Below are 25,362 nucleotides of genomic sequence, written 5' to 3'. Positions count from 1 at the left end.
TCGCTGTCGAGTGCTGCGCGGGGCCTTCCCTACCTAAAGAAGCGTGGCCCGGGGAAGGCCACGCACCTGGCTCAGAGCCCGGTACCCTTGAGCGCCTCACTTTCCTGCGTACCCAGCGCCTGCTGCCCGAGACTGGCCAGGGCCTTGGACTCGACATCTTCCTGCATGCGCTGGGCGATCTGCTCATCGATACGTGCTTTCTTCTCTGGCGGCAGCGCGTTGTATTCGTCCTCGCTCAGCCCCAGTTCCTGCAGGTACTTTTCCTTGATCTTCTCCGCTGGCGACTTGTCCATGTAGTCGCGGAACTCCTGCATTGCGTTGCTTTGTTCCTGCTTGCCGACGCTGGACTGCTGGCGGGCAGCAACGTCCGGGTTCTGCAGCATGACCATGAGCTTGGCGAAGGCCTCCTTGCGGTTGTCCTCGCTGTTCTGCTGCGAGGTGCTGCCTTGGCTGTTCTGTTGTGCGGCGGCGCCGTCGGCGACGGTAATCGGCTGGAACGGCAGCGCCTGTGCCAGCGCCTGTTCGTTGCCGGTGCGGCTGGATGGCTGCACCGCGGGCTGCCATGGCATCCCGGTGACTGACGTGAGCATGTCTCCTCCTTGAAAGGGTCAATAAGCGCGATCAAAGGGGCAAAAGCTGTGCCAGCGCGCAAACGTCTCGAAATAGCCCACCCGGGCTATTCCGGCAGCGCTTTACTGGGCATATGCTTGCCCCCCAGAGGAACAGGATTGCCGACTGCGGCAATCACGATGAACATCCGCAGCACCGTGACCGGGGCGCAGTTGCCGGATACCAAGGAGAGCGTCCATGAGTCAGGCACCAAGGCCGGTACCGGCCGGCTTCAGCGAGCAGCAACTTCACACTTTGTTCAACCTGATCAGCGACGGCATCTGGGACTGGGATGCCAACACCGGCTACGTCTACCGCAACCCTGGCTGGTACGCGATGCTGGGCTACGCCAGCCACTCGATGGCCAACTCGGTCCTGACCTGGGAGAGCGTGATCCACCCCGAAGACTTCCCCCGGGTGATGGCCCATTTCGAGGCCTACATCAACCAGCGCAATGAGCGTTACCGCATCGAGTACCGCTGCCGCTGCCAGGACGGCAGCTACCTGTGGATCGAGGACAGCGGCCACATCATCGCCCGCAACGACGACGGTTCGGTGGCGCGCATGCTCGGTGCCCATCGCAACATCGATGCCGGCAAACGCCTGGTCACCGAACTGGAGCAACGCAATCAGTCGCTGGAGAGCCAGGTGGCCGAGCGCACCCGCGAGCTGTCCTGGGTCAACCAGCAGTTGCAGCGTCAGCTCGACGAAAACCGTGAACTGGCCGAGCGGGACGCGCTGACCCGCACCGCCAATCGGTACCACCTGGAAAAAACCCTGGAGCAGGAGTGCGAGCGCGCCCGGCGCTACCGCCAGCCCCTGGCGGTCATCGCCATGGACCTGGATGACTTCAAACCGATCAATGACCTGCACGGCCACGCCCGTGGCGATGCAGCGCTTATCGAGGTGACCGAGCGCATCCGTGAGTGTTTGCGCGCCCAGGACCTGCTGGCGCGTTGGGGCGGCGATGAGTTCGTGGTGGTGCTGCCGCAGACAACCTTGGAAGAGGCGCGTGAAGCCGCGCGCAGGATACGCCAGGCCGTGGCGTCCATCGCACCGGTGGGCGATTGCCAGCTGACCATGAGCTACGGCGTGGTGCAATGGCAGGAAGGGGAGGATCAACAGGCGCTGCTGGCCCGTGCCGACAAGGCGCTGTATCGGGCCAAGGCGGCCGGCAAGGATGCCATCGTCGAATAAAAAAATGCCCGCAGCGCCTGGTAACGCTGCGGGCCAAATCGGCTATTGCCGCTTCAGTGTTCGAGGCTAGATGTGCAGGGCGTGGCCCAGGGCGCGCAGCGCCGCTTCCTGGACGGCTTCACCCAAGGTCGGGTGGGCGTGGATGGTGCCGGCGATGTCTTCCAGTCGTGCGCCCATCTCCAGTGACTGGGCAAAGGCGGTGGACAGCTCGGAAACCGCCACCCCTACCGCTTGCCAGCCGAGGATCAGGTGATTGTCGCGGCGTGCCACCACCCGCACGAAGCCGCTCTTCGACTCCAGGCTCATGGCCCGGCCGTTGGCGGCAAACGGGAACTGCGCAACGATGCAGTCAATGCCCTGTTGGCTGGCCTGTTCCGGCGTCGTACCGGCCACCACCACTTCCGGGTCGGTGAAGCACACGGCGGCGATTGCGCTGGGCTCGAAGCGCCGCGCCTTGCCGGCGATGATTTCCGCCACCATCTCGCCCTGGGCCATGGCTCGGTGCGCCAGCATCGGCTCACCGGCCACGTCGCCGATGGCCCAGACGTTGCGCATGCTGGTCTGGCAGCGCTCGTCGATGGCGATGGCCGCGCCGTTCATCTTCAAGTCGAGGCTTTCCAGGCCAAAGCCCCGGGTGCGCGGGCGACGACCTACGGCCACCAATACCTGGTCGGCCTCCAGGCGCAGTTCCGCGCCTTGGCTGTCGCGGGCCAGCAGGCAGCCGTCGGCATAGCCCTCGACGCTATGGCCCAGGTGAAGCGCGATGCCCAGTTTCTTGATCGAGTCAGCCACCGGTGCGGTAAGTTCGGCGTCGTAGGTCGGCAGGATGCGCTCGCGCGCTTCCACCACGCTGACCTTGGCGCCCAGCTTGCGGTAGGCGATGCCCAGCTCCAGGCCGATGTAACCGCCGCCGACCACCACCAGGTGCTGCGGCAGGGCCTTGGGGGCAAGGGCTTCGGTGGACGAGATGATCGGCCCGCCGATCGGCAGCATCGGCAGTTCCACGCTGTTCGAACCGGTGGCCAGCAACAGGTGCTCGCACTGGATGCGTTGGCCGTCCACCTCGACGCTCTTGCCATCGAGGATCTTCGCCCAGCCGTGGATCACTTTCACGCCGTGCTTTTTCAACAGGGCGGCGACGCCGCTGGTGAGGCGGTCGACGATGCCGTCCTTCCACTCGACGCTGCGGCTGATGTCCAGGCGCGGCGAGGATACGCTGATGCCCAGTGCCGACGGTTGGGTGTAACGGCTGGTCTGGTGGAACTGCTCGGCCACATGGATCAGCGCCTTGGACGGGATGCAGCCGATGTTCAGGCAGGTGCCGCCCAGCGCCTGGCCTTCCACCAGCACGGTGGGGATGCCCAGTTGCCCGGCGCGGATGGCGGCCACATAGCCGCCGGGGCCGCCACCGATGATCAGCAGGGTGGTGTCGATGATCGGTTGCATGGTCACTCCACGAACAGGCAGGCAGGTTGTTCCAGCAGGCCGCGCACGGCCTGGATGAACAGTGCGGCATCCATGCCGTCGACCACGCGATGGTCGAACGAACTGGACAGGTTCATCATCTTGCGCACGACGATCTGGCCGTCGATCACCACCGGCCGTTCGACCATGCGGTTGACACCGACGATCGCCACTTCCGGGGTGTTGACCACCGGCGTGCTGACGATGCCGCCCAGCGCGCCGAGGCTGGTCAGGGTAATGGTCGAGCCGGACAGTTCTTCACGGGTCGCCTTGTTGTTGCGTGCGGCATGGGCCACGCGGGCAATCTCGCTGGCGTTGCTCCACAGGCTGCCGGCTTCGGCATGGCGCAGCACCGGCACCATCAGGCCGTTGTCGCCTTGCGTGGCAATGCCCACATGCACCGCGCCGTGGCGGGTGATGACCTGGGCCTCGTCGTCATAGGTGGCGTTGATCTGCGGGAAGTCGCGCAGGGCGACGACCATGGCACGCACCAGGAACGGCAGCAGGGTCAGCTTGCCACGGCTGTCGCCGTGCTTGGCGTTGAGCTGCTGGCGCAGGGCTTCGACTGCAGTGACATCGATTTCCTCGACGTAGCTGAAGTGGGCGACACGGCGCTTGGCGTCCTGCATGCGCTGGGCAATCTTGCGGCGCAGGCCGATCACCGGCACCTGTTCGCTGTCGGTGCGCTTGCCGTAGCCGCCCGGTGCCTGGCCGCTGTTGCTCTGCGGTTTGCTGATGAAGACGTCGAGGTCTTCATGCAGGATGCGCCCGGCAGGGCCGCTGCCATGCACGTAACGCAGTTCGATACCGGCATCCAGCGCACGCTTGCGCACGGCAGGCGAAGCCAGCGGTTTTTCGTGTGCCTCGCGCGGCACGATGGCGGCGGCGGTGTGGCTCGCGGCAACCTGAGGCGCTGTTTCGATGCGTGGCTCGGGCTTGGCTTCGGCCTTCACCGGCGCGGCAGGCGCGTCCACCGGCTTGCTCTGTGGCGTATCGACATGGTTGCCGCTGCCTTCGACTTCGATGCGGATCAGCTCGCTGCCGACCGCCATCACTTCACCCGGCTGGCCGCCCAGGGCCAGCACCTTGCCGCTGACCGGCGACGGGATTTCCACGGTGGCCTTGTCGGTCATGACATCGGCCACCACCTGATCTTCGGCGATCATGTCGCCGACCTTGACGAACCACTCGACCAACTCGACCTGCGCGATGCCTTCACCGATATCCGGCATCTTGATGACGTGCGTGCCCATTCAGACCTCCATGACCCGTTTCAATGCCGCACCTACCCGCGAAGGCCCTGGGAAGTAAGCCCATTCCTGTGCGTGGGGGTAGGGGGTGTCCCAACCGGTGACGCGCTCGATCGGCGCTTCGAGGTGATGGAAGCAGTGCTCCTGGACCAGCGACACCAGTTCGGCGCCGAAGCCGCAAGTGCGGGTGGCTTCATGCACGACCACGCAACGGCCGGTCTTTTTCACCGACTCGACGATGGTCTCCAGGTCCAGCGGCCACAGGCTGCGCAGGTCGATGACTTCGGCATCGACGCCGGTTTCTTCAGCCGCCACTTGCGACACGTACACGGTGGTGCCGTAGGTCAGCACGGTGACGTCGTTGCCCGGGCGGGTGATTGCCGCCTTGTCCAGCGGCACGGTGTAGTAGCCATCCGGCACGCTGCTGTGCGGGTGCTTGGCCCACGGGGTAACCGGACGGTCGTGGTGGCCGTCGAACGGGCCGTTGTACAGGCGCTTGGGCTCGAGGAAGATCACCGGGTCGTCGCATTCGATCGAGGCGATCAGCAGGCCCTTGGCGTCATAGGGGTTGGACGGCATGACGGTGCGCAGGCCGCACACCTGGGTGAACATTGCTTCCGGGCTCTGGCTGTGGGTCTGCCCGCCATAGATGCCGCCGCCGCAGGGCATGCGTAGCGTCAGTGGCGAAATGAACTCACCGGCCGAGCGATAGCGCAGGCGCGCCATCTCCGAGACGATCTGGTCGGAGGCGGGGTAGAAGTAGTCGGCGAACTGGATCTCGACCACCGGGCGCAGGCCGTAGGCGCCCATGCCCACGGCGGTACCGACAATGCCGCTTTCGGAGATCGGTGCATCGAACACCCGCGACTTGCCGTACTTGGTCTGCAGGCCCTCGGTGCAGCGGAACACGCCGCCGAAGTAGCCAACGTCCTGGCCGTAGACCACCACGTTGTCGTCGCGCTCGAGCATGACATCCATGGCCGAGCGCAGGGCCTGGATCATGGTCATGGTGGTGGTGGACATGGCGTTTTCCAGGTCAATGCTGTTGTTGTGATCGTTCATCTCAGACCCCCAGTTCCTGGCGCTGACGGCGCAGGTGGTCGGGCATTTCCTTGTACACGTCCTCGAACATCGAGGCCGCGCTGGGGATATGGCCATTGCTCAGGGTGCCGAACTGCTCGGCGTCCTTCTGCGCCTTGATCACCTCGGCCTCCAGCTCCGCGCTGACCGCCTGGTGCTCTTCTTCGGACCAGTGCCCGGCCTTGATCAGGTGCTGCTTCAGGCGGGCGATCGGGTCGCCCAGCGGGAAGTGGCTCCAGTCGTCCGCAGGGCGGTACTTGGACGGGTCGTCCGACGTGGAGTGCGGGCCGGCGCGGTAGGTGACCCATTCGATCAGGGTTGGGCCCAGGCCGCGGCGGGCGCGTTCGGCGGCCCAGCGCGAGGCGGCATAGACGGCGATGAAGTCGTTGCCGTCGACCCGCAGCGAAGCGATGCCGCAACCGACGCCACGGCCGGCGAAGGTGGTCGACTCGCCACCGGCGATGGCCTGGAAGGTCGAGATCGCCCACTGGTTGTTGACCACGTTCAGGATCACCGGGGCACGGTACACATGGGCGAAGGTCAGCGCGGTGTGGAAGTCGGACTCGGCGGTGGCGCCGTCGCCGATCCAGGCCGAGGCGATCTTGGTATCGCCCTTGATCGCCGAGGCCATGGCCCAGCCGACCGCCTGGACGAACTGGGTGGCCAGGTTGCCGCTGATGGTGAAGAAGCCGGCTTCGCGCACCGAGTACATGATCGGCAGCTGGCGGCCCTTGAGCGGGTCGCGGGTGTTGGACAGCAGCTGGCAGATCATCTCCACCAGCGACACGTCGCGGGCCATCAGGATGCTCTGCTGGCGGTAGGTGGGGAAGCACATGTCGGTGCGGTTCAGGGCCAGCGCCTGGCCGCTGCCGATGGCTTCCTCGCCCAGGCTCTGCATGTAGAAGGACATCTTCTTCTGGCGCTGGGCCACGACCATGCGGCTGTCGAAGATGCGCGTCTTGAGCATGGCACGCATGCCTTGGCGCAGCACCTGCGCATCGATGCCCTCGGCCCACGGGCCAACGGCGTCGCCTTGCTCGTTGAGCACGCGCACCAGGCTGCCGGAAAGGTCGGCGGTGTCGGCAGGTTCCACATCGATGGGCGGTTTACGGACTTGACCCGCGTCGTTCAGGCGCAGGTAGGAGAAATCGGTCTGGCAGCCTGGCCGGCCTGTAGGCTCGGGCACATGCAGACGCAGGGGGGCGTACTCGTTCATGCTTTTTACGCTCGCTCGGCTGTTGTTTTTGTGAGCTTTGAAGCGGTCGCCGCTGAGTGCCGGCTTGTGACTGGCAGGTCAGCGTCTGTTACATCATAGGGGGACGGCAGGAGAATTTTTCTCTCAAGTTCATTGCCTTTGTCTGGCGCTGGAGATAAACATTCCGCACAAACACAAAAACCAGGTGAATTTGTCTCATGCGCAAACTGGATCGCACGGATATCGGCATTCTCAACAGCCTTCAGGAAAACGCGCGGATCACCAACGCGGAGCTCGCGCGTTCGGTCAACTTGTCGCCCACCCCTTGTTTCAACCGGGTCAAGGCCATGGAAGAGCTGGGGGTGATCCGCCAGCAGGTGACCCTGTTGTCGCCCGAGGCGCTGGGGCTGGACGTCAATGTGTTCATCCATGTCAGCCTGGAGAAGCAGGTGGAGCAGTCGCTGCACCGTTTCGAAGAAGAGATCGCCGAGCGCCCCGAGGTGATGGAGTGCTACCTGATGACCGGCGACCCGGATTACCTGCTGCGCGTGCTGCTGCCCAGCATCCAGGCGCTGGAGCGTTTTCTCGATTACCTGACGCGGTTGCCGGGGGTGGCCAACATCCGCTCCAGCTTTGCCCTCAAGCAGGTGCGCTACAAGACTGCGTTGCCGTTGCCAGCCAATGGCATGACCTTGCGTGAGCATTAGTGGTCTGGCGCTTTCGCGGGTAAACCCGCTCCCACAGGGCACCAATATCCTCTGGGAGCGGGTTTACCCGCCAAGAGGGCGCCGCGCCCCATGGCGTGCTTGATATTTCAAATACCCCCATCCTATGTTGAGCGCGGCGCCATTCCCGGCACGCCAATACCCCAAGAAGGACAGCGTCATGACGACCGAAGGCCCACGCAACCAGGCAGAGCACCTGAAGGGCATCGACGAGATCGAGTGCGTAACCCCAGACTTCAACGGCGTGCCGCGCGGCAAGGTCATGACCGCCGCGGGCTTCCTCGAAGGCCGGCGCCTGCAGATGGCGCGGGGGGTGTTGCTGCAGTGCATCATGGGTGGCTACCCGGCGGCGAAATACTATGGCAGCGACGACAGCGACCTGGCACTGGTGGCCGACCCTGCGCAGATCCATCGCTTGCCTTGGAGCGACGAGCCTCGGGCCCTGGCCATCTGCGATGCGGTCGAACTCGACGGCACGCCATCGCAGTTGTCCAGCCGGGGCCAACTCAAGGCGGTGATTGCCCGTTACGCCGAGCATGGCCTGGCGCCGGTGGTGGCGACCGAACTCGAATTCTTCGTGTTCGCCCCCAACGCCGACCCGCAGCAGCCGTTCCAGCCGCCGCTGGGCAAGGATGGCCGCCGGGAGATGGGGCATTCGGCCTTCAGTGTCAGCTCCAACAACGGCCTGCGGCCGTTCTTCAGCGAGGTGTACCGGTGCATGGCGGCGCTGGGCCTGCCGCGTGACACCTTCATGCATGAAATGGGCGTCAGCCAGTTCGAGATCAACCTGTTGCACGGCGACCCGCTGCTGCTGGCCGACCAGACCTTCCTGTTCAAGCACCTGCTCAAGGAAGTGGCGCTGCGCCATGGCCTGACCGTGGTGTGCATGGCCAAGCCGCTGGCACATACCCCCGGCAGCTCGATGCACATCCACCAGAGCCTGGTGGATATCGCCAGTGGGCGAAACGTGTTCAGCGATGAGCAGGGCAGGGCAACCGGCACCTTCCATCATTTCATCGGTGGTCTGCAGGCCTGGCTGGCCGATTTCACCGCGCTGTTCGCGCCCAACGTCAATTCGTACCAGCGCCTGTGCCACCCCTACGCGTCGCCGAACAACGCCTGCTGGTCCCACGACAACCGCGCCGCTGGCCTGCGCATTCCGGCCAGCTCGCCGGTGGCGCGGCGGGTGGAGAATCGTCTGCCGGGTGCCGACGCCAACCCGTACCTGGCGATTGCCGCGAGCCTTGCCGCCGGCCTGCATGGCATCGAGCAGCAGCTCGCCCCGACGGCGCCGATCCAGGGCGAGTTCGAAGTGCCCGAGCACTTGAGCCTGCCCTGCACCCTGCATGCGGCGTTGCAGCGACTCCAGCGCAGTGGGCTGGCGCGGGAGCTTTTCGGTAACGAGTTCATCGAAGGCTACATCGCCACCAAGACCCTCGAGCTGAGCGACTTCTTCGACGAGATCACGCCCTGGGAGCGGCGTGTACTGGCGTCGCAGGCCTGAGCGCGACGTAACCTGTAACGGGCCCGCCGTCGGCGATCTTTTTCGCCGCCGGGGGCCTGCGTCGCGGCGGATTTGCTTTTATGCTTGCCTGCAACCCACCGCCACCTGCACCAGGAGCCCGACGGGACGTATGCGAAATATCTGGAAGCCGTTTCAGTCGCTGTACTTCGCTGCCTTGATGATGCTGATCGGCTCGGGCCTGCTCAGTACCTACCTGGCCCTGCGCCTCGCCGCCGATCACGTTGATAGCCTGTGGATCGGTGCGCTGATGGCGGCCAACTATTTCGGCCTGGCGGTGGGCGGCAAGGTAGGCCACCGGCTGATCGGCCGGGTCGGGCATATTCGTGCCTATGCCACCTGCGCCGGTATCGTCTGTGCGGCAGTGCTCGGGCATGGCCTGACCAGTTGGCTACCGGCCTGGATCGGGCTGCGGATGGTCGTCGGCCTGGGCATGATGTGCCAGTACATGGTCATCGAAAGCTGGCTCAACGAGCAGGCCGATGCCAAGCACCGAGGCGCGGTGTTCAGTGGCTACATGATCGCGTCTTATCTGGGCTTGGTGCTGGGCCAGCTGATTCTTGTGGTGCACCCACAGCTGGGGCCAGAGCTGCTGATGCTGGTAGCCATGTGCTTCGCCCTGTGCCTGGTGCCCGTGGCCATGACCCGGCGCATCCACCCCGCACCGTTGCGCCCGGCACCGATGGAGCCGAAATTCTTCATCAAGCGGGTGCCGCAATCGCTCTCCACCGTACTGGGCTCTGGGCTGATCGTCGGTTCGTTCTATGGTCTGGCGCCGCTGTATGCCAGCAGCCAGGGCATGTCCACCGAGCAGATCGGTCTGTTCATGGGTAGCTGCATCCTGGCCGGCCTGGTGGTGCAGTGGCCGCTGGGCTGGCTGTCCGATCGCTATGACCGCGCGGTGTTGATCCGCAGCGTGGCGATCGGCCTGGCGCTGGCTTCGGCGCCCCTGGCGATCCTGCCGGGTGTGCCGCTGGAGTTGTTGTTTGGTATTGGCTTCGTGATTTCGCTGCTGCAGTTCTGCCTGTATCCGCTGGCTGTGGCGTTTTCCAACGACCATGTGGAAAGCGAACGGCGGGTATCGCTGACCGCCATGTTGTTGGTGACCTACGGCGTGGGTGCCTGTATCGGGCCGCTGGCGGCGGGGGTGCTGATGAAGGTGTTGGGCCCGCAGATGCTGTATGCGTTCTTTGTGTTCTTTGCGCTGGTGCTGGTCTGGCGTATCCGGCCGAAGGCGGTTACCGGGCTGCACCAGGTCCAGGATGCGCCGCTGGGCCACGTGGCCATGCCGGCGGCCGGTTCGCCACTGTCGGCGGCGCTTGACCCACGGGTCGATGAGCAGACCGTGCAGGAAGTGATGCAGACGCCAGTGGCAGCGGAGGATACCGAAGCGGATGAGAAAGGCGCTGAGCCGGCTGTGCAGCCCGGCGCCGCGGTCGACAAGTCGGTCAATTAAGCGGGGGTGGCCGGCCATCTTGAAAGTCGGCTGCAGCGCTGCAAACGAAAACGCCACCCCTAGGGTGGCGTTTGCATGTCTGGCGGGTAATCAGTAGTCGTCTTTGTCGAAGCGTCGTGCTTCGCGCTGCAACTGATACACGAAACTCTCGATCTTGCGCTGCGCCTGGCCGCTGAGGTTGTGGAAGCGTACCCCGGCGAAGGTGGTGTTGATGCGCTCCTCGAAGTGCAGGTGGCGCAGTTCGACCATGGTGTCAGTCAGGCCGAGCGGGTTGGCGGCCTTGAAACGCTCGTACACCTGGCCCAGTTGCAGGCGCTCTTCGACGTTGCCGTCAAAGCGCAATTTGCAGCCGGTGGCGGAGATGTCCAGCAGCTTGCCGCGCAGGGCGCCATTCCCCTTCAGGTGAGTGCCGTCAAGAACGATGTCGACCAGCTGCGACAGCTTGAGCGCGGCGCGGAAGGCGCTGCGGCGCTGATGGTAGGTGACTTCCGTGGGCAGTGGGCCGCGGTAGCAGCGGTGGCCGTCGATCTCGGTGATGGTCAGCGGTGTATCGCACTCCCAGGCGATGCGTACGCCGTCATGGAAGCCTTCGATGCGGAACGGTTCACCGTTCTCGATGTACTTCTCGCCATCGCGGGGGATCATCTCGTCCAGTGCCAGAACGCCGTTGTCGCGGTCGAGGTGCACCACATAGCTCTGGAACCGCTGGCTGCGCTCATGGAAGCTGATGATCAGCGGGTCGTGGCTCTCCAGCAGCTGGCGCAGGTTGGCCGCGATTTCCAAAGGGGTTGTGAGCACCTTTGGTGGCTGGGGGGCATCGGTTTCATTGAACACGGGTTCTCAATCTCCAGGCAAAAACGACACACGCAAGTTACGGCATTTTGCCAGTATGCTCCGTGCCTTGAACAGGAAAAATCACACCTGGCTGAGCGCCCGGGGCTTGGCCATTGGCGAGGTGGTGCCACGGCTGTCGTACAGCGATGGAGACTCGCCACCCATGAGGATGCTGACCTGGTTGGCCGTGGCGCGCTGCTGGACCTGGATGACCAGGCCATTGGTCTCGTTAGCCTTCTGGCAGGCGTCCATCAGGGCGGTAAGGGCATCGAGCCGTTGCATGAGGGCTTCGCCATTGGGCGATTGCGCGGCCAGGGCCTGCACGCCTGCGCGATCGGCACTGAGGCCGATGTCCTGGAGCAGCTGGCTGCGCCGGCGACCCTGCTGCTCGAGCAAGATGATCAACGACTGCTTGCGGGCCAGAATCTGTTCCAGCAGCGGCATGTCCCGCCCGTGCAGGGCGACCGTCTCGCTTTGGAGCAGGTCGAGCAATTCCTGCGTGGGTGCGATGTCGTTTTCGATCAGTTGCAGCAGAGTGATGTCGTGCATGGCTAACTCTTGGCGTGTAGCGTCCTTGAAGTCAGCGCACCTGGAGGTTAGCGCTGGGCTTCGAAATTGAGCAGTTTACTGGCGACCCGGCCGGCGTCGACCTGGTAGCTGCCGTCCGCGATCGCTTGTTTCAACTCGGCCACACGGGCGCTGTTGACCACTGGCTGGTCGCGCAGCGTGTCGCTGATCTTCTGCAGCTGCTGGGCCTCTGGGCTCAGGTGTACCGCTTCGCCGCTGGTGCTGGGCGCCGCGCTGTTTACGTCGGTTTTTTCGACGTTGCCAGGCGCGGCATTGCCACGTACGCCATTCGTGCTGGGCGGAGAATTATTCACACGACTGAAGTCGATGACCATGATCAAAACCTCTGGGTATTTGTACGCATACCCTGTTTTCGGCCAACCCGAAAAAAACTTTAGGCAGGAATGCAGTGCTGCCTGGCAGCACGCTTGCGCAACCCGATTCCGACACAGTTTAGGGGGAGCGGTTCCCTGCCGCCAGCTTTCAGTCGTTATCCGGCGGTGAATATTGCTACATGGCGACCTCGACCTGCCCGGGCCCTGTGACCCGCGCTTTCACTACGCGTTTGGAGTTGAGGTTGCGCACCCGGATTTGTTCCTGCAGGCCGCCTTTGCTCAAGGCTTCGCCGGGCATGCGCACGCTGAGGGTGCCGCTGCGCGCGACGATCACCACATGATCGCCCTTGCGCACCACCTCGGCCTGCTCCAGGTGTTGCTGGGTCAGTACCTGGTCCACCACCGTGGGGCGCAGCAGCTTCATGCCCACGGCCTGGTCCGTTTGCGTCAGATACCCAGGGCCAAGCGTGCCGACATCCCGTTCGCGCAGGGCAATGTCGCCTTCGCCAACCACGCTTTCGCGCTTGAGCGGCCGGGTCATCACCACGACGTCGCGCAGCAGGCGCACTTGTGCGGGTACGAAGATCGTCCACGGGCTCGTGCCGTCGCAGCGCACCTTCACCGTGACCCGGCCCAGCGGGGTCGGGCTTTCCAATGAAGCGTCAAGTTGCTGGCTGCACAACGGCATGCGCAGGCGTGGGTCGAGTCGGTTGACCTGAATCTCGTAGCGGCCGCCGGTCTGGGTGGTCGCCAGATAATCTTCCACGGTGAATTCAAGAAACCCTTGGGTGACACCGATAAGCTGTTCAGGCAAGGTGAATGCTTCCGCCAGCGTGCGAACACCGGGTGCCATGAGGCACAGGGCAGCCAGTGAGCCGGTCAGCAGGCGCGTCAGTCGTCGGGAAAATGTCGTTTTCGTATACATGGCGCTCAAAAAAGCAAAGCCCGTGCCGATTCGGTATGCAGGCAATCGTTGGAGGAGTCCGGCATGGCTGGAGTGATGGATTCGGTCAACCAGCGCACGCAGCTGGTGGGGCAGAATCGCCTGGAGCTGCTGTTGTTTCGCCTCAATGGCGACCAGCTCTATGGCATCAATGTGTTCAAGGTCCGGGAGGTGCTGCAGTGCCCGGAACTGACGGTACTGCCCAGGTCGCACCCGGTGGTGCGTGGGGTGGCCAATATTCGCGGGGCGACCATCCCGATCCTGGACCTGTCGATGGCAACGGGGTTGCCAGGGTTGAAGGAAGACACGCGTAACAGCTTTGTGATCATCACCGAGTACAACACCAAGACCCAGGGTTTTTTGGTGCACTCGGTCGAACGCATCGTCAACATGAACTGGGAAGAGATCCATCCGCCACCCAAGGGGACCGGGCGTGATCATTATCTGACCGCGGTCACCCGGGTCGATAACCGCATGGTCGAGATCATCGATGTGGAGAAGGTGCTGGCGGAAGTCGCGCCATCGTCCGAGTCGGTGTCCGAAGGTGTTATCGATGCGGAGGTGCAGGACAAGGCGGTGCTGCTGCGGGTGTTGACCGTCGATGATTCGTCGGTGGCGCGCAAGCAGGTCAGCCGTTGCCTGCAGACCGTCGGTGTCGAGGTGGTGGCGCTCAACGATGGCCGTCAGGCACTGGATTACCTGCGCAAGCTGGTAGACGAAGGGAAGCGGCCGGAGGAGGAGTTCCTCATGATGATCTCGGATATCGAGATGCCGGAAATGGACGGCTATACCCTGACGGCCGAGATCCGCAGCGACCCGCGCATGCAAAAACTGCACATCGTCCTGCATACTTCGCTGTCCGGGGTCTTCAACCAGGCCATGGTCAAGAAGGTCGGGGCCGATGATTTCCTGGCCAAGTTCAGGCCGGACGACCTCGCCCAGCGAGTGGTCGACCGGATCAAGGCGACCCATTGAAACGGCCGGGGCTTGCCCCCGGCGCTAGCGATTTAGAAAGAGGCGGCAGCATTGTCTACGGGTAATTTGGATTTCGAACAGTTCCGGGTCTTCCTGGAGAAAGCCTGTGGCATCTTGCTGGGCGAGAATAAGCAGTACCTGGTCTCCAGCCGTCTCAACAAGCTGATGGAGCAGCAGGGCATCAAGTCGCTGGGCGAGCTGGTGCAGCGTATCCAGGCGCAGCCGCGTGGCGGCTTGCGCGAGCAGGTGGTCGACGCCATGACCACCAACGAAACCCTGTGGTTTCGTGATACCTACCCCTTCGAGGTGCTCAAGAACAAGGTCATCCCCGAATTCATCAAGGGTAACCCGGGCCAGCGCCTGCGCATGTGGTCGGCCGCCTGCTCGTCGGGGCAGGAGCCGTACTCCATCTCCATGGCTATCGACGAGTTCGAGCGCAGCAACCTTGGCCAGTTGAAGATGGGGGCGCAGATCGTTGCCACTGACCTGTCCGGCTCGATGCTCAACAATTGCAAGACCGGCGAATACGACAGCCTGGCCATCGCCCGCGGCTTGTCGCAGGAGCGCCTGCAGCGCTACTTCGATCCCAAGGGGCCGGGGCGCTGGGCCGTCAAGGCGCCGATCCGCAGCCGCGTCGAGTTTCGCTCGTACAACCTGCTGGACAGTTACGCGCCCCTGGGCAAGTTCGACGTGGTGTTCTGCCGCAACGTGCTGATCTACTTCTCGGCCCAGGTCAAGAAGGACATTCTCCTGCGTATCCACGGCACCCTGAAGCCCGGTGGCTATCTGTTCCTCGGTGCTTCCGAGGCGCTCAATGGGTTGCCGGACCACTATCAGATGGTTCAGTGCAGTCCGGGCATCATCTACCAGGCCAAGTAACGCCTGAGCCGTGAAGAAAGGCCGGTGTCGTCAGACTCCGGCCTTTTTCATGGGCGTGACAAATGACGTCAATTTTTTGGTTTGCCGCTTTTGCCGGGCGGCAATTGCCGCTTGCCTGCTGTGCGGCGGAAGCGATTTGCCGCTTTTCTGGCAAGCACATCAGCGTGGAAAGCCTTGCGGCCCAGTGAATGCGGGGTTCTGTAAAGCTGGCACAGGCCTTGCTAAAGCTAAGCCAACGAAATTCTGGTCACCTACGAAGGTTTCCCTGATATGAGCATCAGCTTCGACAAGGCGCTTGGCATACACGAAAAGGCATTGGGCTTCCGCGCCCAGCGTGCCGAAGTGCTGGCCAACAATATCGCCAACGCCGATACGCCGAACTACAAGGCGCGTGACATGGACTTCTCGTCGGTGCTCGCCGCCGAGGCCGACAAGCAGCAGAAGGGCCGCATTGCCCTGGATCGCACCAACACTCGCCATATCGAGGCCGAAGGGCTGGCGATGGCCGACGACACCTTGCAGTACCGCGTCCCGACGCAGCCGTCGATCGACCAGAACACCGTCGATGCCCAGATCGAGCAATCGAACTACACCGAGAATGCCATCGGCTTCCAGGCCAGCTTCACCTTGCTCAACAGTAAATTCAAAGGGCTGGTATCGGCCCTGCGCGGAGAGTGACCATGTCCCTTGCCAGTGTCTTCAATATCGCCGGTAGCGGCATGAGCGCGCAGAACACGCGCCTGAACACCGTTGCCTCGAACATCGCCAACGCCGAGACCGTCTCCTCGAGCATCGACCAGACCTACCGTGCGCGCCACCCGGTATTCGCCACCACCTTCCAGAACGCGCAAGCCGGCACCAGCCAGTCGCTGTTCGAAGACCAGGGCGAGGCGGGGCAGGGCGTGCAGGTCAAGGGCATCATCGAGGACCAGAGCAACCTCGAGGCGCGCTACGAGCCTAACCATCCGGCGGCGAACAAGGACGGCTACGTCTACTACCCGAATGTGAATGTGGTCGAGGAGATGGCCGACATGATCTCCGCCAGCCGCGCGTTCCAGACCAACGCCGAGCTGATGAACACCGCCAAGAACATGATGCAGAAAGTGCTGACCCTGGGTCAGTAAGCACGGAGCCGCCATGACCACCACCAATACCAGCAACGAAGTCGGTAGTTCCTACCTGAAGTCGTTGCAAAAGACCGACAGCAAGAACAGCAGCACCACCGGCCAGGCCGGCAGTGCGCTGGGCAAGGATGCGTTCCTGCAGTTGCTGGTCACGCAGATGAAAAACCAGAACCCGCTCGATCCGCAGGAAAACGGCGAGTTCGTCGCGCAGCTGGCGCAGTTCAGCAGCCTGGAAGGTATCCAGACGCTGAACAGTTCGGTCAACGGGATCCTCACCGGCATTGGCTCATCCCAGGCGCTGCAGGCCACCTCGCTGGTCGGCCGCTCGGTGATCGTGCAGAGCGACAAGGCCGTGGTCGACACCGCCTCCAGCTTCAATGGCCAGGTCGTGGTGCCGCAGAGCATCAGCGATGCCAAGGTCACTATCAAGGACAAGGACGGCAACGTCGTCAAGACCATGCAGCTGGGTTCGCAGAAGGCCGGCACCGCCGACTTCATCTGGGACGGCACCAATGAAAAGGGCGAAAAAGTCGCCCCGGGCACCTACACCTTCACGGCTGAGACCACGGTCGACGGCAAGGCCAAGACGCTGTCCACCTTGCTCCCGGCACGGGTCAACAGTGTCAGCTTCCAGAACGGCAGCGAGATGATGCTCGACCTGGCCGGCATCGGCAAAATCGGCATCTCCAAAGTCACCAGCATCGGAATCTAACGCCGCAGAATCGGCACAAGGAGCGAGTCAATGTCTTTCAATATCGGCCTTAGCGGCCTCTACGCGGCGAACAAGGCTCTGAACGTTACCGGCAACAACATTGCCAACGTCGCCACCACCGGTTTCAAATCGTCGCGCGCCGAGTTCGCCGACCAGTATTCGCAGTCGATCCGCGGTACCTCCGGCGGCAAGACCCAGGTCGGCAGCGGTGTAAAAACCATGGCCGTCTCGCAGATGTTCAACCCGGGCAACATCAATGGCACCGGCCAGGCGCTGGACATGGCCATCGACGGTAATGGTTTCTTCGCCCTGAGCGACAACGGTTCGCGTATCTACACCCGTGCCGGCGCCTTCTACAGCGACAAGGACGGCTACGTCGTCAACTCCAGCGGTGCCAACCTGCAAGGCTATGCGGTGGACGGCAATGGCAAGGTCGTCAAGGGTATCCTTACCGACCTGAAGATCGACACCTCGAACCTGTCGCCCAACCCGACTGGTCGCGTGTCCGAGACCGTCAACCTGAACTCCAGCGCGACCCAGCCGACCGTCTCGCCGTTCGATCCGGCCAACGTCAACAGCTACAACTACACCTTCAACACCGACGTCTACGACAGCCAGGGTAACGCGCACCAGCTCAACCAGTACTTCGTCAAGGATACCGGCACCAACTCCTGGACCATGTACACCACCATCGACGGCCGCAACCCGGCTGACCCGACCTTGACCACGCCGCTGGTCAACAAGCTGCCGTTCAAGACCGACGGTACCCTGAATACCGCCGGCATGACCGCGGGCGCGGTACCTGGCGGCCTGACCATCGGTGCCGACAAGACCTTCCAGCTCACTGGCTGGGTGCCGGCCGAGAAGACTGCCGCAGGTACCTGGGTTGCCAATGGCGCCACTGCCCGTACGGGTGGTGTGACCCTCGACATGCTGGCCACCACCCAATACAACTCGGCGTCGGCCACCACCGCCAAGAGCCAGGATGGCTATGCCACTGGCGAGCTCGCCGGCCTGACCGTCGACCAGAGCGGCAACCTGTTCGCCAACTTCACCAACGGCCAGGACAAGGTCATCGGCCAGGTGGCGATCGCCAACTTTGCCAACCTGCAAGGCCTGACTCCGGTGGGCGGCACGGCCTGGAAAGAGTCCTACGCCTCGGGCGTGCCGATCATTGGCGAGCCGGACACTGGCACCCTGGGCAAGATTGCCGGCAGCTCCCTGGAAGACTCCAACGTCGACCTGACCGGCGAGCTGGTCAACCTGATCAAGGCGCAGAGCAACTACCAGGCCAACGCCAAGACCATTTCCACCGAAAGCACCATCATGCAGACCATCATCCAGATGACCTGATGATCGTGGTTGGGCAAAGCCCCTGCTTGCAGGGGCTTTTTCACATCTGGCGGAGGGTGATGCCATGAAGACAGTGTCGAGGGTTGCGGGGCTGGCGATCGCGCTGCTGGTTGCGTGGTCGCTGCAAGCCGCGCCAGCGCCCTGGTACCAGTGGCAAAGCCTGGCCACGGGGCGCTACCTGTGCTCGGCAACCAACCCGGGCGATGGCTGGAAGCTGCACTCGGGGCCCTACAGCAATGGGGCGTGCCGCAATGAATGATCGTGCGCTTGCCGCCTGCGGCAAATATTCGCCGACAAACTGACGCTCAGTAGGCTCGCGCAGCCTTGAAAGCCCCCGTATTCAAAGGCTTTGCCGGTGTGGTTCGATAATTGCTTAAGCCTTGCCAACGACAGCGCGGCAAGGTGCGCGCAGAGGAGATGCTGTGGACAAGATGCTTTATGTGGCCATGACCGGTGCCAGCCAGAATGCGCTGGCGCAGAAGGCGCATGCCAACAACCTGGCGAACGTTTCCACCAACGGCTTCCAGCGTGACCTGGAGCAGGCGCGTTCCATGCCGGTGTTCGGTGACAGCTTTCCGTCGCGTGCCTTCGCCATGACCGAGCGCCCGGCGACTGACTTCAGCGCGGGCGCCCTGGTCGAGACCGGGCGCGATCTGGACGTGGCGGTCAGTGGCCAGGGTTTCATGGCCGTGCAGGCCCCGGATGGCAGCGAAGCCTATGTGCGTACCGGCAGCCTGAACATTGACGCCCTCGGTGTACTGCGGGCCGGCAACGGCATGCCGGTCATCGGCAATGGCGGCCCGATCGCGGTCCCGCCCGAGCAGAAGATCGAGGTCGGTGACGACGGCACCATCAGCATTCGCGCCATGGGTGAAGACCCGCGGGCGCTGGCCCAGGTCGACCGGATCAAGCTGGTCAACCCGGACATCAAGGGCCTGACCAAGGGGCTCGACGGCATGATTCACACCAGCAACGGCCAGCCCGCCAATGCCGACGTCAACGTTCGCGTGGTTTCGGGCTTCCTTGAGTCGAGCAACGTCAATGCGGTGGAGGAAATGACCTCGGTGCTGGCGCTGTCCCGTCAGTTCGAACTGCACGTCAAGATGATGAACGCGGCCAAGGAAGGCGATGAAGCCATGGCTCGGGTTTTGCAAATCGGCTAATCACATTTGAACGGGTGCCGTAAAACAGGCGCACGAGGAGAACACTAGATGCTTCCGGCTCTTTGGGTCGCTAAAACCGGCCTGTCCGCCCAGGACACCAACCTCACGGTCATTTCCAACAACCTGGCCAACGTCTCGACCACGGGCTTCAAGCGCGACCGCGCCGAGTTCCAGGACCTCTTGTACCAGATCAAACGACAGCCTGGCGCGCAGTCCACCCAGGACAGCGAACTGCCTTCGGGCCTGCAGGTCGGTACCGGTGTGCGCATCGTCGGCACCCAGAAGAGCTTCACCGCCGGCAGCCTGCAGACCACCGAGAACCCGCTGGACATGGCGGTCGATGGCCGTGGCTTCTTCCAGATCCTGCAGCCCGATGGCACGGTCTCGTACAGCCGTGACGGCACCTTCCACCTGAACTCCGATGGCCAGATCGTCACCGCCAACGGTTTCGCCCTGGAGCCGGCCATCGTCGTGCCGCCAGACGCCCAGACCTTCACCGTCGGCCGCGACGGCACCGTGTCGATCACCACGACCGGCAACCCGGCCGCGCAGGTCATCGGCAACATCCAGACCGCCGACTTCATCAACCCGGCTGGCCTGCAGGCCATCGGCAACAACCTGTTCCTCGAGACCGCCGCCAGCGGCGCGCCGCAGGTCGGGACCCCGGGCCTGAACGGTTTCGGCACCACCCAGCAACAGACCCTGGAGACCTCCAACGTCAGCACCGTCGAGGAATTGGTGAACATGATCACCACCCAGCGCGCTTACGAGATGAACTCCAAGGTCATCTCGACGGCCGACAAGATGCTGTCGTTCGTCACCCAGCAGCTGTAAGCCCTGATGGCCCGCCGGGTGCGGGCCATTGACCATTCGCTCGCTGTTGCAGCGCCCGTTACACCAAGAGGTAAGCGTCATGATTCGTCTGTTGTCCGTTTTCGCCCTGGGGGGGGCGGTGTTGCTGGCCGGTTGCGTCGCGCCGACGCCCAAGCCAAACGACCCGTACTATGCGCCGGTGTTGCCGCGCACCCCGTTGCCGGCAGCGGCCAACAACGGCTCGATCTACCAGGCCGGTTTCGAGCAGGGCCTGTATACCGATCGCAAGGCGTTCCGGGTCGGTGACATCATCACCATCACCCTCAACGAGCGCACCTCGGCGAGCAAGAACGCCGGTTCACAGATCCAGAAGAACAGCAAGGCCAACCTCGGCCTGACCTCGTTGTTCGGCACCGTCCCGAATACCAACAACCCGCTGGGCAGTGGCGACCTCACCCTCGAGGCCGGTTACAGCGGCGACCGCACCACCAAGGGCGACAGCAAGGCGACCCAGGGCAACACCCTGACCGGTTCGATCACCGTCACCGTCGCTGAAGTGCTGCCCAACGGCATCATCGCCGTGCGTGGCGAGAAATGGATGACCCTGAACACCGGCGAAGAGCTGGTGCGCATTGCAGGCCTGATACGTGCCGATGACATCGCCACGGACAACACCGTGCCGTCCACTCGCGTGGCCGACGCGCGCATCACCTATTCGGGCACCGGCTCGTTTGCCGATGCCAGCCAGCCCGGTTGGCTGGACCGTTTCTTCATCAGCCCGCTCTGGCCCTTCTGAGTACGGATGACCATGTTCAACGCTAGGCGGTTGATTGCCGCGACACTTCTTCTGTCCTGTGCGTTCGGCGCCCACGCCGAGCGCTTGAAGGACATCGCCAGTATTTCCGGCGTGCGTGCCAACCAGCTGATCGGCTACGGCCTGGTGGTGGGGCTCAACGGGACGGGCGACCAGACCACCCAGACCCCGTTCACCCTGCAGACCTTCAACAACATGTTGTCGCAGTTCGGTATCAAGGTGCCGCCGGGCTCGGGCAACGTGCAGTTGAAGAACGTTGCTGCGGTTTCGGTGCACGCCGACCTGCCGGCCTTCGCCAAGCCCGGCCAGGTGATCGACATCACCGTGTCGTCGATCGGCAACTCCAAGAGCCTGCGTGGCGGCAGCCTGCTGATGACCCCGCTCAAGGGTATCGACGGCAACGTCTATGCCGTCGCCCAGGGCAACCTGGTGGTCGGCGGTTTTGATGCCGAAGGCCGGGATGGCTCGAAGATTACCGTCAACGTCCCGTCGGCGGGCCGTATTCCGGGCGGTGCAAGCGTCGAGCGTGCGGTGCCGAGCGGTTTCAACCAGGGCAACAGCCTGACGCTGAACCTCAACCGGCCTGACTTCACCACGGCCAAGCGCATCGTCGACAAGGTCAACGAACTGCTCGGCCCGGGCGTGGCCCAGGCCCTGGACGGTGGCTCGGTGCGGGTGACCGCACCGATGGACCCGAGCCAGCGTGTCGACTACCTGTCGATCCTGGAAAACCTCGAGATCGACCCAGGCCAGGCGGTGGCCAAGGTCATCATCAACTCGCGTACCGGCACTATCGTCATAGGCCAGAACGTCAAGGTGTCGCCGGCCGCGGTTACCCACGGCAGCCTGACCGTGACCATCACCGAAGACCCGATCGTCAGCCAACCGGGGCCGTTCTCCAACGGCGAGACGGCCGTGGTGCCGCGTTCGCGGGTCAATGCCCAGCAGGAAGCCAAGCCGATGTTCAAGTTCGGCCCGGGCACCACGCTGGATGAGATCGTCCGTGCGGTGAACCAGGTCGGCGCTGCGCCAAGCGACCTGATGGCCATCCTTGAAGCCCTGAAGCAGGCCGGTGCGTTGCAGGCCGACCTGATCGTGATCTGAGGACGCTAGGGATGAATCCGAAAAGCCTGGTTTCCGGTCACGCCGACAGCGGCGCCTACACCGACCTCAATCGCTTGAGTACGCTCAAGCGCGGTGATCGCGACAGCGAGGGCAACATCCGCAAGGTGGCCCAGGAGTTCGAGTCACTGTTCGTCAGCGAGATGCTCAAGGCCTCGCGCAAGGCCAGCGACGTGCTGGCCGACGAAGAAAACCCGATGAACAGCGATACCACCAAGCAGTACCGTGACATGTACGACCAGCAGCTGGCCGTGAGCATGTCCCGCGAAGGGGGCGGTATCGGCCTTCAGGATGTGCTGGTGCGCCAACTGAGCAAGGGCAAGGCCAGTACGGTCAATACCAGCCCGTTCCCGCGTAACGATGGGCCGGCCCCGGCGCTCTGGGGTGGCCGGGCGGCCGAACCTGCGCGGGCTGAACAACCCGCTGCGGCGCGCAATGACGTGGCGGCCCTCAATTCGCGGCGCCTGGCCTTGCCGGGCAAGCTCACCGACCGCCTGTTGGCCGGTATCGTGCCGTCCTCGGCCGCTGGCGATGCGGCGCAAAATGCGCCGTCACTGGCCGGTGTCGCCCGTGGTGACTGGCAGCCGGCGCGGACATTTGCCGTGCCTGCCGAGGGCATGCGTATCGTCGGGCGTGCGGTGGCCCAGCCGCCGCTGGCACCGAACAAGGCGTTCGGCAACAGCGATGCCTTCGTCAGCACCATGCTGCCGATGGCCGAGCAGGCGGCCAAGCGCATTGGTATCGACCCGCGTTACCTGGTGGCCCAGGCGGCGCTGGAAACGGGTTGGGGCAAGTCGGTCATGCGCAACCCCGACGGCAGCAGCAGCCACAACCTGTTCGGCATCAAGGCCACCGGCAACTGGCAGGGGGGCGAGGCGCGGGCGATCACCAGCGAGTTCCGTGGCGGCCAGTTCGTCAAGGAGACCGCGGCGTTCCGCTCGTACGATTCGTACCAGGACAGCTTCCACGACCTGGTCAGCCTGTTGCAGAACAACAGTCGCTATAAAGATGCGGTCGGTGCAGCCGATAACCCGGAACAGTTTGCAAGAGAGCTGCAGAAGGCCGGTTACGCAACCGACCCGGACTATGCCCGCAAGATCATCAGCATCGCCCGGCAACTGCAGCCCACCCAGCAATACGCCATGGCTGGCACTACCACGAATCTATAAGGATTGAAGCATGTCTAACCTGATCTCGATCGGCCTGTCCGGCCTGAGTGCCAGCCAGGCGGCGTTGTCGGTCACCTCTAACAACATCGCCAACGCTGCCACTTCCGGTTACTCGCGCCAGCAGACCGTCCAGGTCTCGGGGCCTGCGCACAACATCGGCTCGGGGTTCATTGGTACGGGTACTCAGCTTGCGGATGTGCGCCGGGTCTATAACGCCTACCTGGACAACCAGCTGCGTACCGCGACCTCGCTGAGTACCGATGCGGCCACCTACCTGGATCAGATCGGCAGTGTCGACAAGCTGCTGGGTGACAGCAGCACCGGTATCAGCTCGGTGCTGACCGCTTTCTTCTCGGCCCTGCAGACCGCTTCGGCCAAGCCCAGCGACGTGGCGTCCCGGCAGTTGCTGCTGACTCAGGCGCAAACCCTGAGCAACCGTTTCAATTCCATCTCCAGCGAATTGAACAAGCAGAACCAGAGCATCAACAGCCAGCTCGACACGCTGGCCGGCCAGGTCAACAAGCTCACCTCGAGCATCGCCGACCTGAACAAGCAGATCACCCAGCTGTCGGCGTCCGGCGCCACGCCTAACACCCTGCTGGATGCGCGCAGCGAAGCGGTGCGCCAGCTCAACGAGCTGGTCGGTGTCACCGTGCAGGAGCGTGACGGCAACTACGACGTGTACCTGGGCACCGGCCAGTCGCTGGTCACCGGCAACCGCTCCAACACCCTCACCGCCGGGCCGAGCGCCGCCGACAAGAGCCAGTACAGCCTGCAGGTCAACTACCCGACCTTCTCCTCGGATGTCACCTCGGTCATCACCGGCGGTCAGATCGGCGGCCTGCTGCGCTACCGCCAGGACGTCCTCAACCCGTCGATGAACGAGCTGGGTCGAGTGGCCCTGGTGGTGACCGACAGCATCAACAGCCAGCTGGGCCAGGGCCTGGATGCCAACGGCCAGTTCGGCAGCGCGCTGTTCTCCAGCATCAACAGCGCCGCGGCAATCAGCCAGCGCAGCCTGGGGGCATCTGGCAACAGCGCGGGCTCTGGCAACCTGGACGTGACCATTGCCAACAGCAGCCTGCTCACCACCCACGATTACCAGGTCACCTTCACCAGTGGCACCCAGTACAGCGTGCGCCGCTCCGACGGCACCGACATGGGCAGCTTCGACCTGAGCACCACGCCACCGCCGGTCATCGACGGTTTCACCCTGAAGCTCAACGGTGGCGGTCTGGCAGCGGGCGACAGCTTCAAGGTGATCCCCACCCGTGCGGCGGCGGGCTCGATCAGCACCACCCTCACCGATGCCAACAAGCTGGCGTTCGCCGGGCCGATCAACGCCACCGTCGGCAGCGGCAATGACGGTACCGGCACCATCACCCAGCCGAACCTGGGGGCGAAGCTGGATATCTACGGCGGTGCCGGCACCGCACTGATCCAGGATTCGATCAAGTACTCGATGCCGGTGCGCATGGTGTTCGGCGCGGCCAGCGGCGGCACCCAGGGCTATACCCTGTTCGATGCCAAGGGCAACAACATCGGTACCGGCACCATCGTGCCGGGCCAGGAAAACAAACTGACGATCAGCGTGCCCATGCTTGACGCCAATGGGGCGCCGATCCTCGATGCCAGCAACAACCCCCGTAAGTTCACCGTGGAGACCTCGGTCGGCGGTAGCCCGGCGAAGGATGACTCGTTCAGCCTGGGCTTCAACGTCTCTGGCAAGTCCGACAACCGCAATGCCCAGTCGCTGCTCGACCTGCAGACCAAGGCCACGGTGGGTGTCAATTCCGGTGGCGGCAGCAGCTTCACGTCGGCCTATGCCTCGATGGTGGAGCGGGTCGGTGCCAAGGCCAACCAGGCCGAAATCGATACCACGGCGACCAAGGCCGTGTACGACTCGGCCAAGGAAGCCCGCAATGGAGTTTCCGGTGTTAACCTGGACGATGAGGCGGCCAGCCTGATCAAGTTCCAGCACTACTACACCGCGTCGTCGCAGATCATCAAGGCGGCGCAGGAAACCTTCACGACCTTGATCAACGCATTGTAAGGAGTAGC

26 protein-coding genes are annotated in these 25,362 nt (G+C 63.6%); 17 read left to right on the top strand and 9 right to left on the bottom strand.

The window, feature by feature from the left end; genetic code table 11:
- Positions 1-71: 71 nt before the first annotated feature.
- The gene (locus L6D77_RS08345) at positions 72-590 is read right to left on the bottom strand and encodes a hypothetical protein (RefSeq protein WP_232882786.1); all 519 of its coding nucleotides are present in this window, start codon (positions 588-590) and stop codon (positions 72-74) included.
- A 217-nt stretch (positions 591-807) separates the two neighbouring features.
- On the opposite strand from L6D77_RS08345, the gene L6D77_RS08340 reads away from it, so the two are divergent.
- Positions 808-1,806: a sensor domain-containing diguanylate cyclase gene (locus tag L6D77_RS08340; protein WP_232882787.1), complete on the top strand. Its 999-nt coding sequence runs from the start codon at positions 808-810 to the stop codon at positions 1,804-1,806.
- A gap of 66 nt (positions 1,807-1,872) precedes the next feature.
- Here the strand turns inward: L6D77_RS08340 and lpdA are convergent, their stop codons facing one another.
- Genes lpdA through L6D77_RS08320 form a run of 4 tightly spaced genes read right to left on the bottom strand, consistent with a single transcriptional unit; the run spans position 1,873 to position 6,816 of the window.
- On the bottom strand, positions 1,873-3,252 hold the full coding sequence (lpdA, locus tag L6D77_RS08335; RefSeq protein WP_232882788.1) for a dihydrolipoyl dehydrogenase: 1,380 nt from the start codon (positions 3,250-3,252) through the stop codon (positions 1,873-1,875).
- A gap of 2 nt (positions 3,253-3,254) precedes the next feature.
- The gene (locus L6D77_RS08330) at positions 3,255-4,523 is read right to left on the bottom strand and encodes a dihydrolipoamide acetyltransferase family protein (protein WP_232882789.1); all 1,269 of its coding nucleotides are present in this window, start codon (positions 4,521-4,523) and stop codon (positions 3,255-3,257) included.
- Positions 4,524-5,582 (bottom strand): alpha-ketoacid dehydrogenase subunit beta, encoded by a 1,059-nt coding sequence (locus tag L6D77_RS08325; RefSeq protein ID WP_110991900.1) that lies wholly within the window; start codon positions 5,580-5,582, stop codon positions 4,524-4,526.
- A 1-nt stretch (position 5,583) separates the two neighbouring features.
- Entirely contained in the window at positions 5,584-6,816 is a 1,233-nt protein-coding gene (locus tag L6D77_RS08320; protein WP_232882790.1) for a 3-methyl-2-oxobutanoate dehydrogenase (2-methylpropanoyl-transferring) subunit alpha, read from the bottom strand.
- Between the two features lie 197 nt (positions 6,817-7,013).
- Here L6D77_RS08320 and bkdR point away from each other — a divergent pair, with 197 nt between their 5' ends.
- The 3 genes from bkdR to L6D77_RS08305 all read left to right on the top strand — a co-directional run bounded on the left by bkdR (position 7,014) and on the right by L6D77_RS08305 (position 10,498).
- Positions 7,014-7,502, top strand: a complete 489-nt coding sequence (bkdR, locus tag L6D77_RS08315) for a Bkd operon transcriptional regulator BkdR (protein WP_125465000.1) — start codon at positions 7,014-7,016, stop codon at positions 7,500-7,502.
- Positions 7,503-7,782: 280 nt separating this feature from the next.
- Positions 7,783-9,024, top strand: coding sequence for a glutamine synthetase family protein (locus tag L6D77_RS08310; RefSeq protein ID WP_232882887.1), 1,242 nt, complete (start codon positions 7,783-7,785; stop codon positions 9,022-9,024).
- Between the two features lie 130 nt (positions 9,025-9,154).
- Positions 9,155-10,498, top strand: coding sequence for an MFS transporter (locus tag L6D77_RS08305; RefSeq protein ID WP_232882791.1), 1,344 nt, complete (start codon positions 9,155-9,157; stop codon positions 10,496-10,498).
- A gap of 90 nt (positions 10,499-10,588) precedes the next feature.
- Here the strand turns inward: L6D77_RS08305 and L6D77_RS08300 are convergent, their stop codons facing one another.
- The 4 genes from L6D77_RS08300 to flgA form a co-directional block, all read right to left on the bottom strand.
- The gene (locus L6D77_RS08300) at positions 10,589-11,332 is read right to left on the bottom strand and encodes a flagellar brake protein (RefSeq protein WP_232882792.1); all 744 of its coding nucleotides are present in this window, start codon (positions 11,330-11,332) and stop codon (positions 10,589-10,591) included.
- Between the two features lie 81 nt (positions 11,333-11,413).
- Positions 11,414-11,881 (bottom strand): flagella synthesis protein FlgN, encoded by a 468-nt coding sequence (locus L6D77_RS08295; RefSeq protein ID WP_232882793.1) that lies wholly within the window; start codon positions 11,879-11,881, stop codon positions 11,414-11,416.
- 47 nt (positions 11,882-11,928) lie between these two features.
- A complete protein-coding gene (gene flgM / locus L6D77_RS08290; protein WP_232882794.1) occupies positions 11,929-12,234 on the bottom strand; it encodes a flagellar biosynthesis anti-sigma factor FlgM in 306 nt (101 codons plus the stop codon).
- A gap of 175 nt (positions 12,235-12,409) precedes the next feature.
- Entirely contained in the window at positions 12,410-13,159 is a 750-nt protein-coding gene (gene flgA / locus L6D77_RS08285; protein ID WP_232882795.1) for a flagellar basal body P-ring formation chaperone FlgA, read from the bottom strand.
- 63 nt (positions 13,160-13,222) lie between these two features.
- Between flgA and L6D77_RS08280 the strand changes: the two genes are divergently transcribed.
- The 13 genes from L6D77_RS08280 (at position 13,223) to flgK (ending at position 25,354) form a co-directional block, all read left to right on the top strand.
- Positions 13,223-14,152 (top strand): chemotaxis protein CheV, encoded by a 930-nt coding sequence (locus L6D77_RS08280; protein ID WP_232882796.1) that lies wholly within the window; start codon positions 13,223-13,225, stop codon positions 14,150-14,152.
- 51 nt (positions 14,153-14,203) lie between these two features.
- Complete coding sequence (gene cheR / locus L6D77_RS08275; RefSeq protein ID WP_232882797.1) at positions 14,204-15,031, top strand: protein-glutamate O-methyltransferase CheR; 828 nt, start codon at positions 14,204-14,206, stop codon at positions 15,029-15,031.
- A 270-nt stretch (positions 15,032-15,301) separates the two neighbouring features.
- Positions 15,302-15,709 carry a flagellar basal body rod protein FlgB gene (gene flgB, locus L6D77_RS08270; RefSeq protein ID WP_232882798.1) on the top strand — a complete coding sequence of 136 codons (408 nt, stop codon included), beginning with the start codon at positions 15,302-15,304 and terminating at the stop codon, positions 15,707-15,709.
- A 2-nt stretch (positions 15,710-15,711) separates the two neighbouring features.
- Positions 15,712-16,155 carry a flagellar basal body rod protein FlgC gene (gene flgC, locus L6D77_RS08265; protein ID WP_110991889.1) on the top strand — a complete coding sequence of 148 codons (444 nt, stop codon included), beginning with the start codon at positions 15,712-15,714 and terminating at the stop codon, positions 16,153-16,155.
- A 13-nt stretch (positions 16,156-16,168) separates the two neighbouring features.
- Positions 16,169-16,867: a flagellar hook assembly protein FlgD gene (gene flgD, locus L6D77_RS08260; protein ID WP_232882799.1), complete on the top strand. Its 699-nt coding sequence runs from the start codon at positions 16,169-16,171 to the stop codon at positions 16,865-16,867.
- A 30-nt stretch (positions 16,868-16,897) separates the two neighbouring features.
- Complete coding sequence (gene flgE, locus L6D77_RS08255; RefSeq protein ID WP_232882800.1) at positions 16,898-18,220, top strand: flagellar hook protein FlgE; 1,323 nt, start codon at positions 16,898-16,900, stop codon at positions 18,218-18,220.
- Positions 18,221-18,284: 64 nt separating this feature from the next.
- The gene (locus L6D77_RS08250; protein WP_232882801.1) at positions 18,285-18,479 is read left to right on the top strand and encodes a hypothetical protein; all 195 of its coding nucleotides are present in this window, start codon (positions 18,285-18,287) and stop codon (positions 18,477-18,479) included.
- A 163-nt stretch (positions 18,480-18,642) separates the two neighbouring features.
- On the top strand, positions 18,643-19,383 hold the full coding sequence (gene flgF, locus L6D77_RS08245; RefSeq protein WP_232882802.1) for a flagellar basal-body rod protein FlgF: 741 nt from the start codon (positions 18,643-18,645) through the stop codon (positions 19,381-19,383).
- 48 nt (positions 19,384-19,431) lie between these two features.
- On the top strand, positions 19,432-20,217 hold the full coding sequence (gene flgG, locus L6D77_RS08240) for a flagellar basal-body rod protein FlgG (RefSeq protein WP_232882803.1): 786 nt from the start codon (positions 19,432-19,434) through the stop codon (positions 20,215-20,217).
- A gap of 79 nt (positions 20,218-20,296) precedes the next feature.
- Positions 20,297-20,992, top strand: a complete 696-nt coding sequence (gene flgH, locus L6D77_RS08235) for a flagellar basal body L-ring protein FlgH (RefSeq protein ID WP_232882804.1) — start codon at positions 20,297-20,299, stop codon at positions 20,990-20,992.
- Between the two features lie 12 nt (positions 20,993-21,004).
- Positions 21,005-22,114, top strand: coding sequence for a flagellar basal body P-ring protein FlgI (locus L6D77_RS08230; protein WP_373870579.1), 1,110 nt, complete (start codon positions 21,005-21,007; stop codon positions 22,112-22,114).
- Between the two features lie 11 nt (positions 22,115-22,125).
- The gene (flgJ, locus tag L6D77_RS08225; protein ID WP_232882806.1) at positions 22,126-23,301 is read left to right on the top strand and encodes a flagellar assembly peptidoglycan hydrolase FlgJ; all 1,176 of its coding nucleotides are present in this window, start codon (positions 22,126-22,128) and stop codon (positions 23,299-23,301) included.
- Between the two features lie 10 nt (positions 23,302-23,311).
- Positions 23,312-25,354 (top strand): flagellar hook-associated protein FlgK, encoded by a 2,043-nt coding sequence (flgK, locus tag L6D77_RS08220; RefSeq protein WP_232882807.1) that lies wholly within the window; start codon positions 23,312-23,314, stop codon positions 25,352-25,354.
- The last annotated feature ends 8 nt before the right edge of the window (positions 25,355-25,362 follow it).

The organism is Pseudomonas parasichuanensis (assembly GCF_021601385.1).
Lineage (GTDB): Bacteria > Pseudomonadota > Gammaproteobacteria > Pseudomonadales > Pseudomonadaceae > Aquipseudomonas > Aquipseudomonas parasichuanensis.
This window is presented reverse-complemented; position numbering and strand designations above follow the sequence as displayed.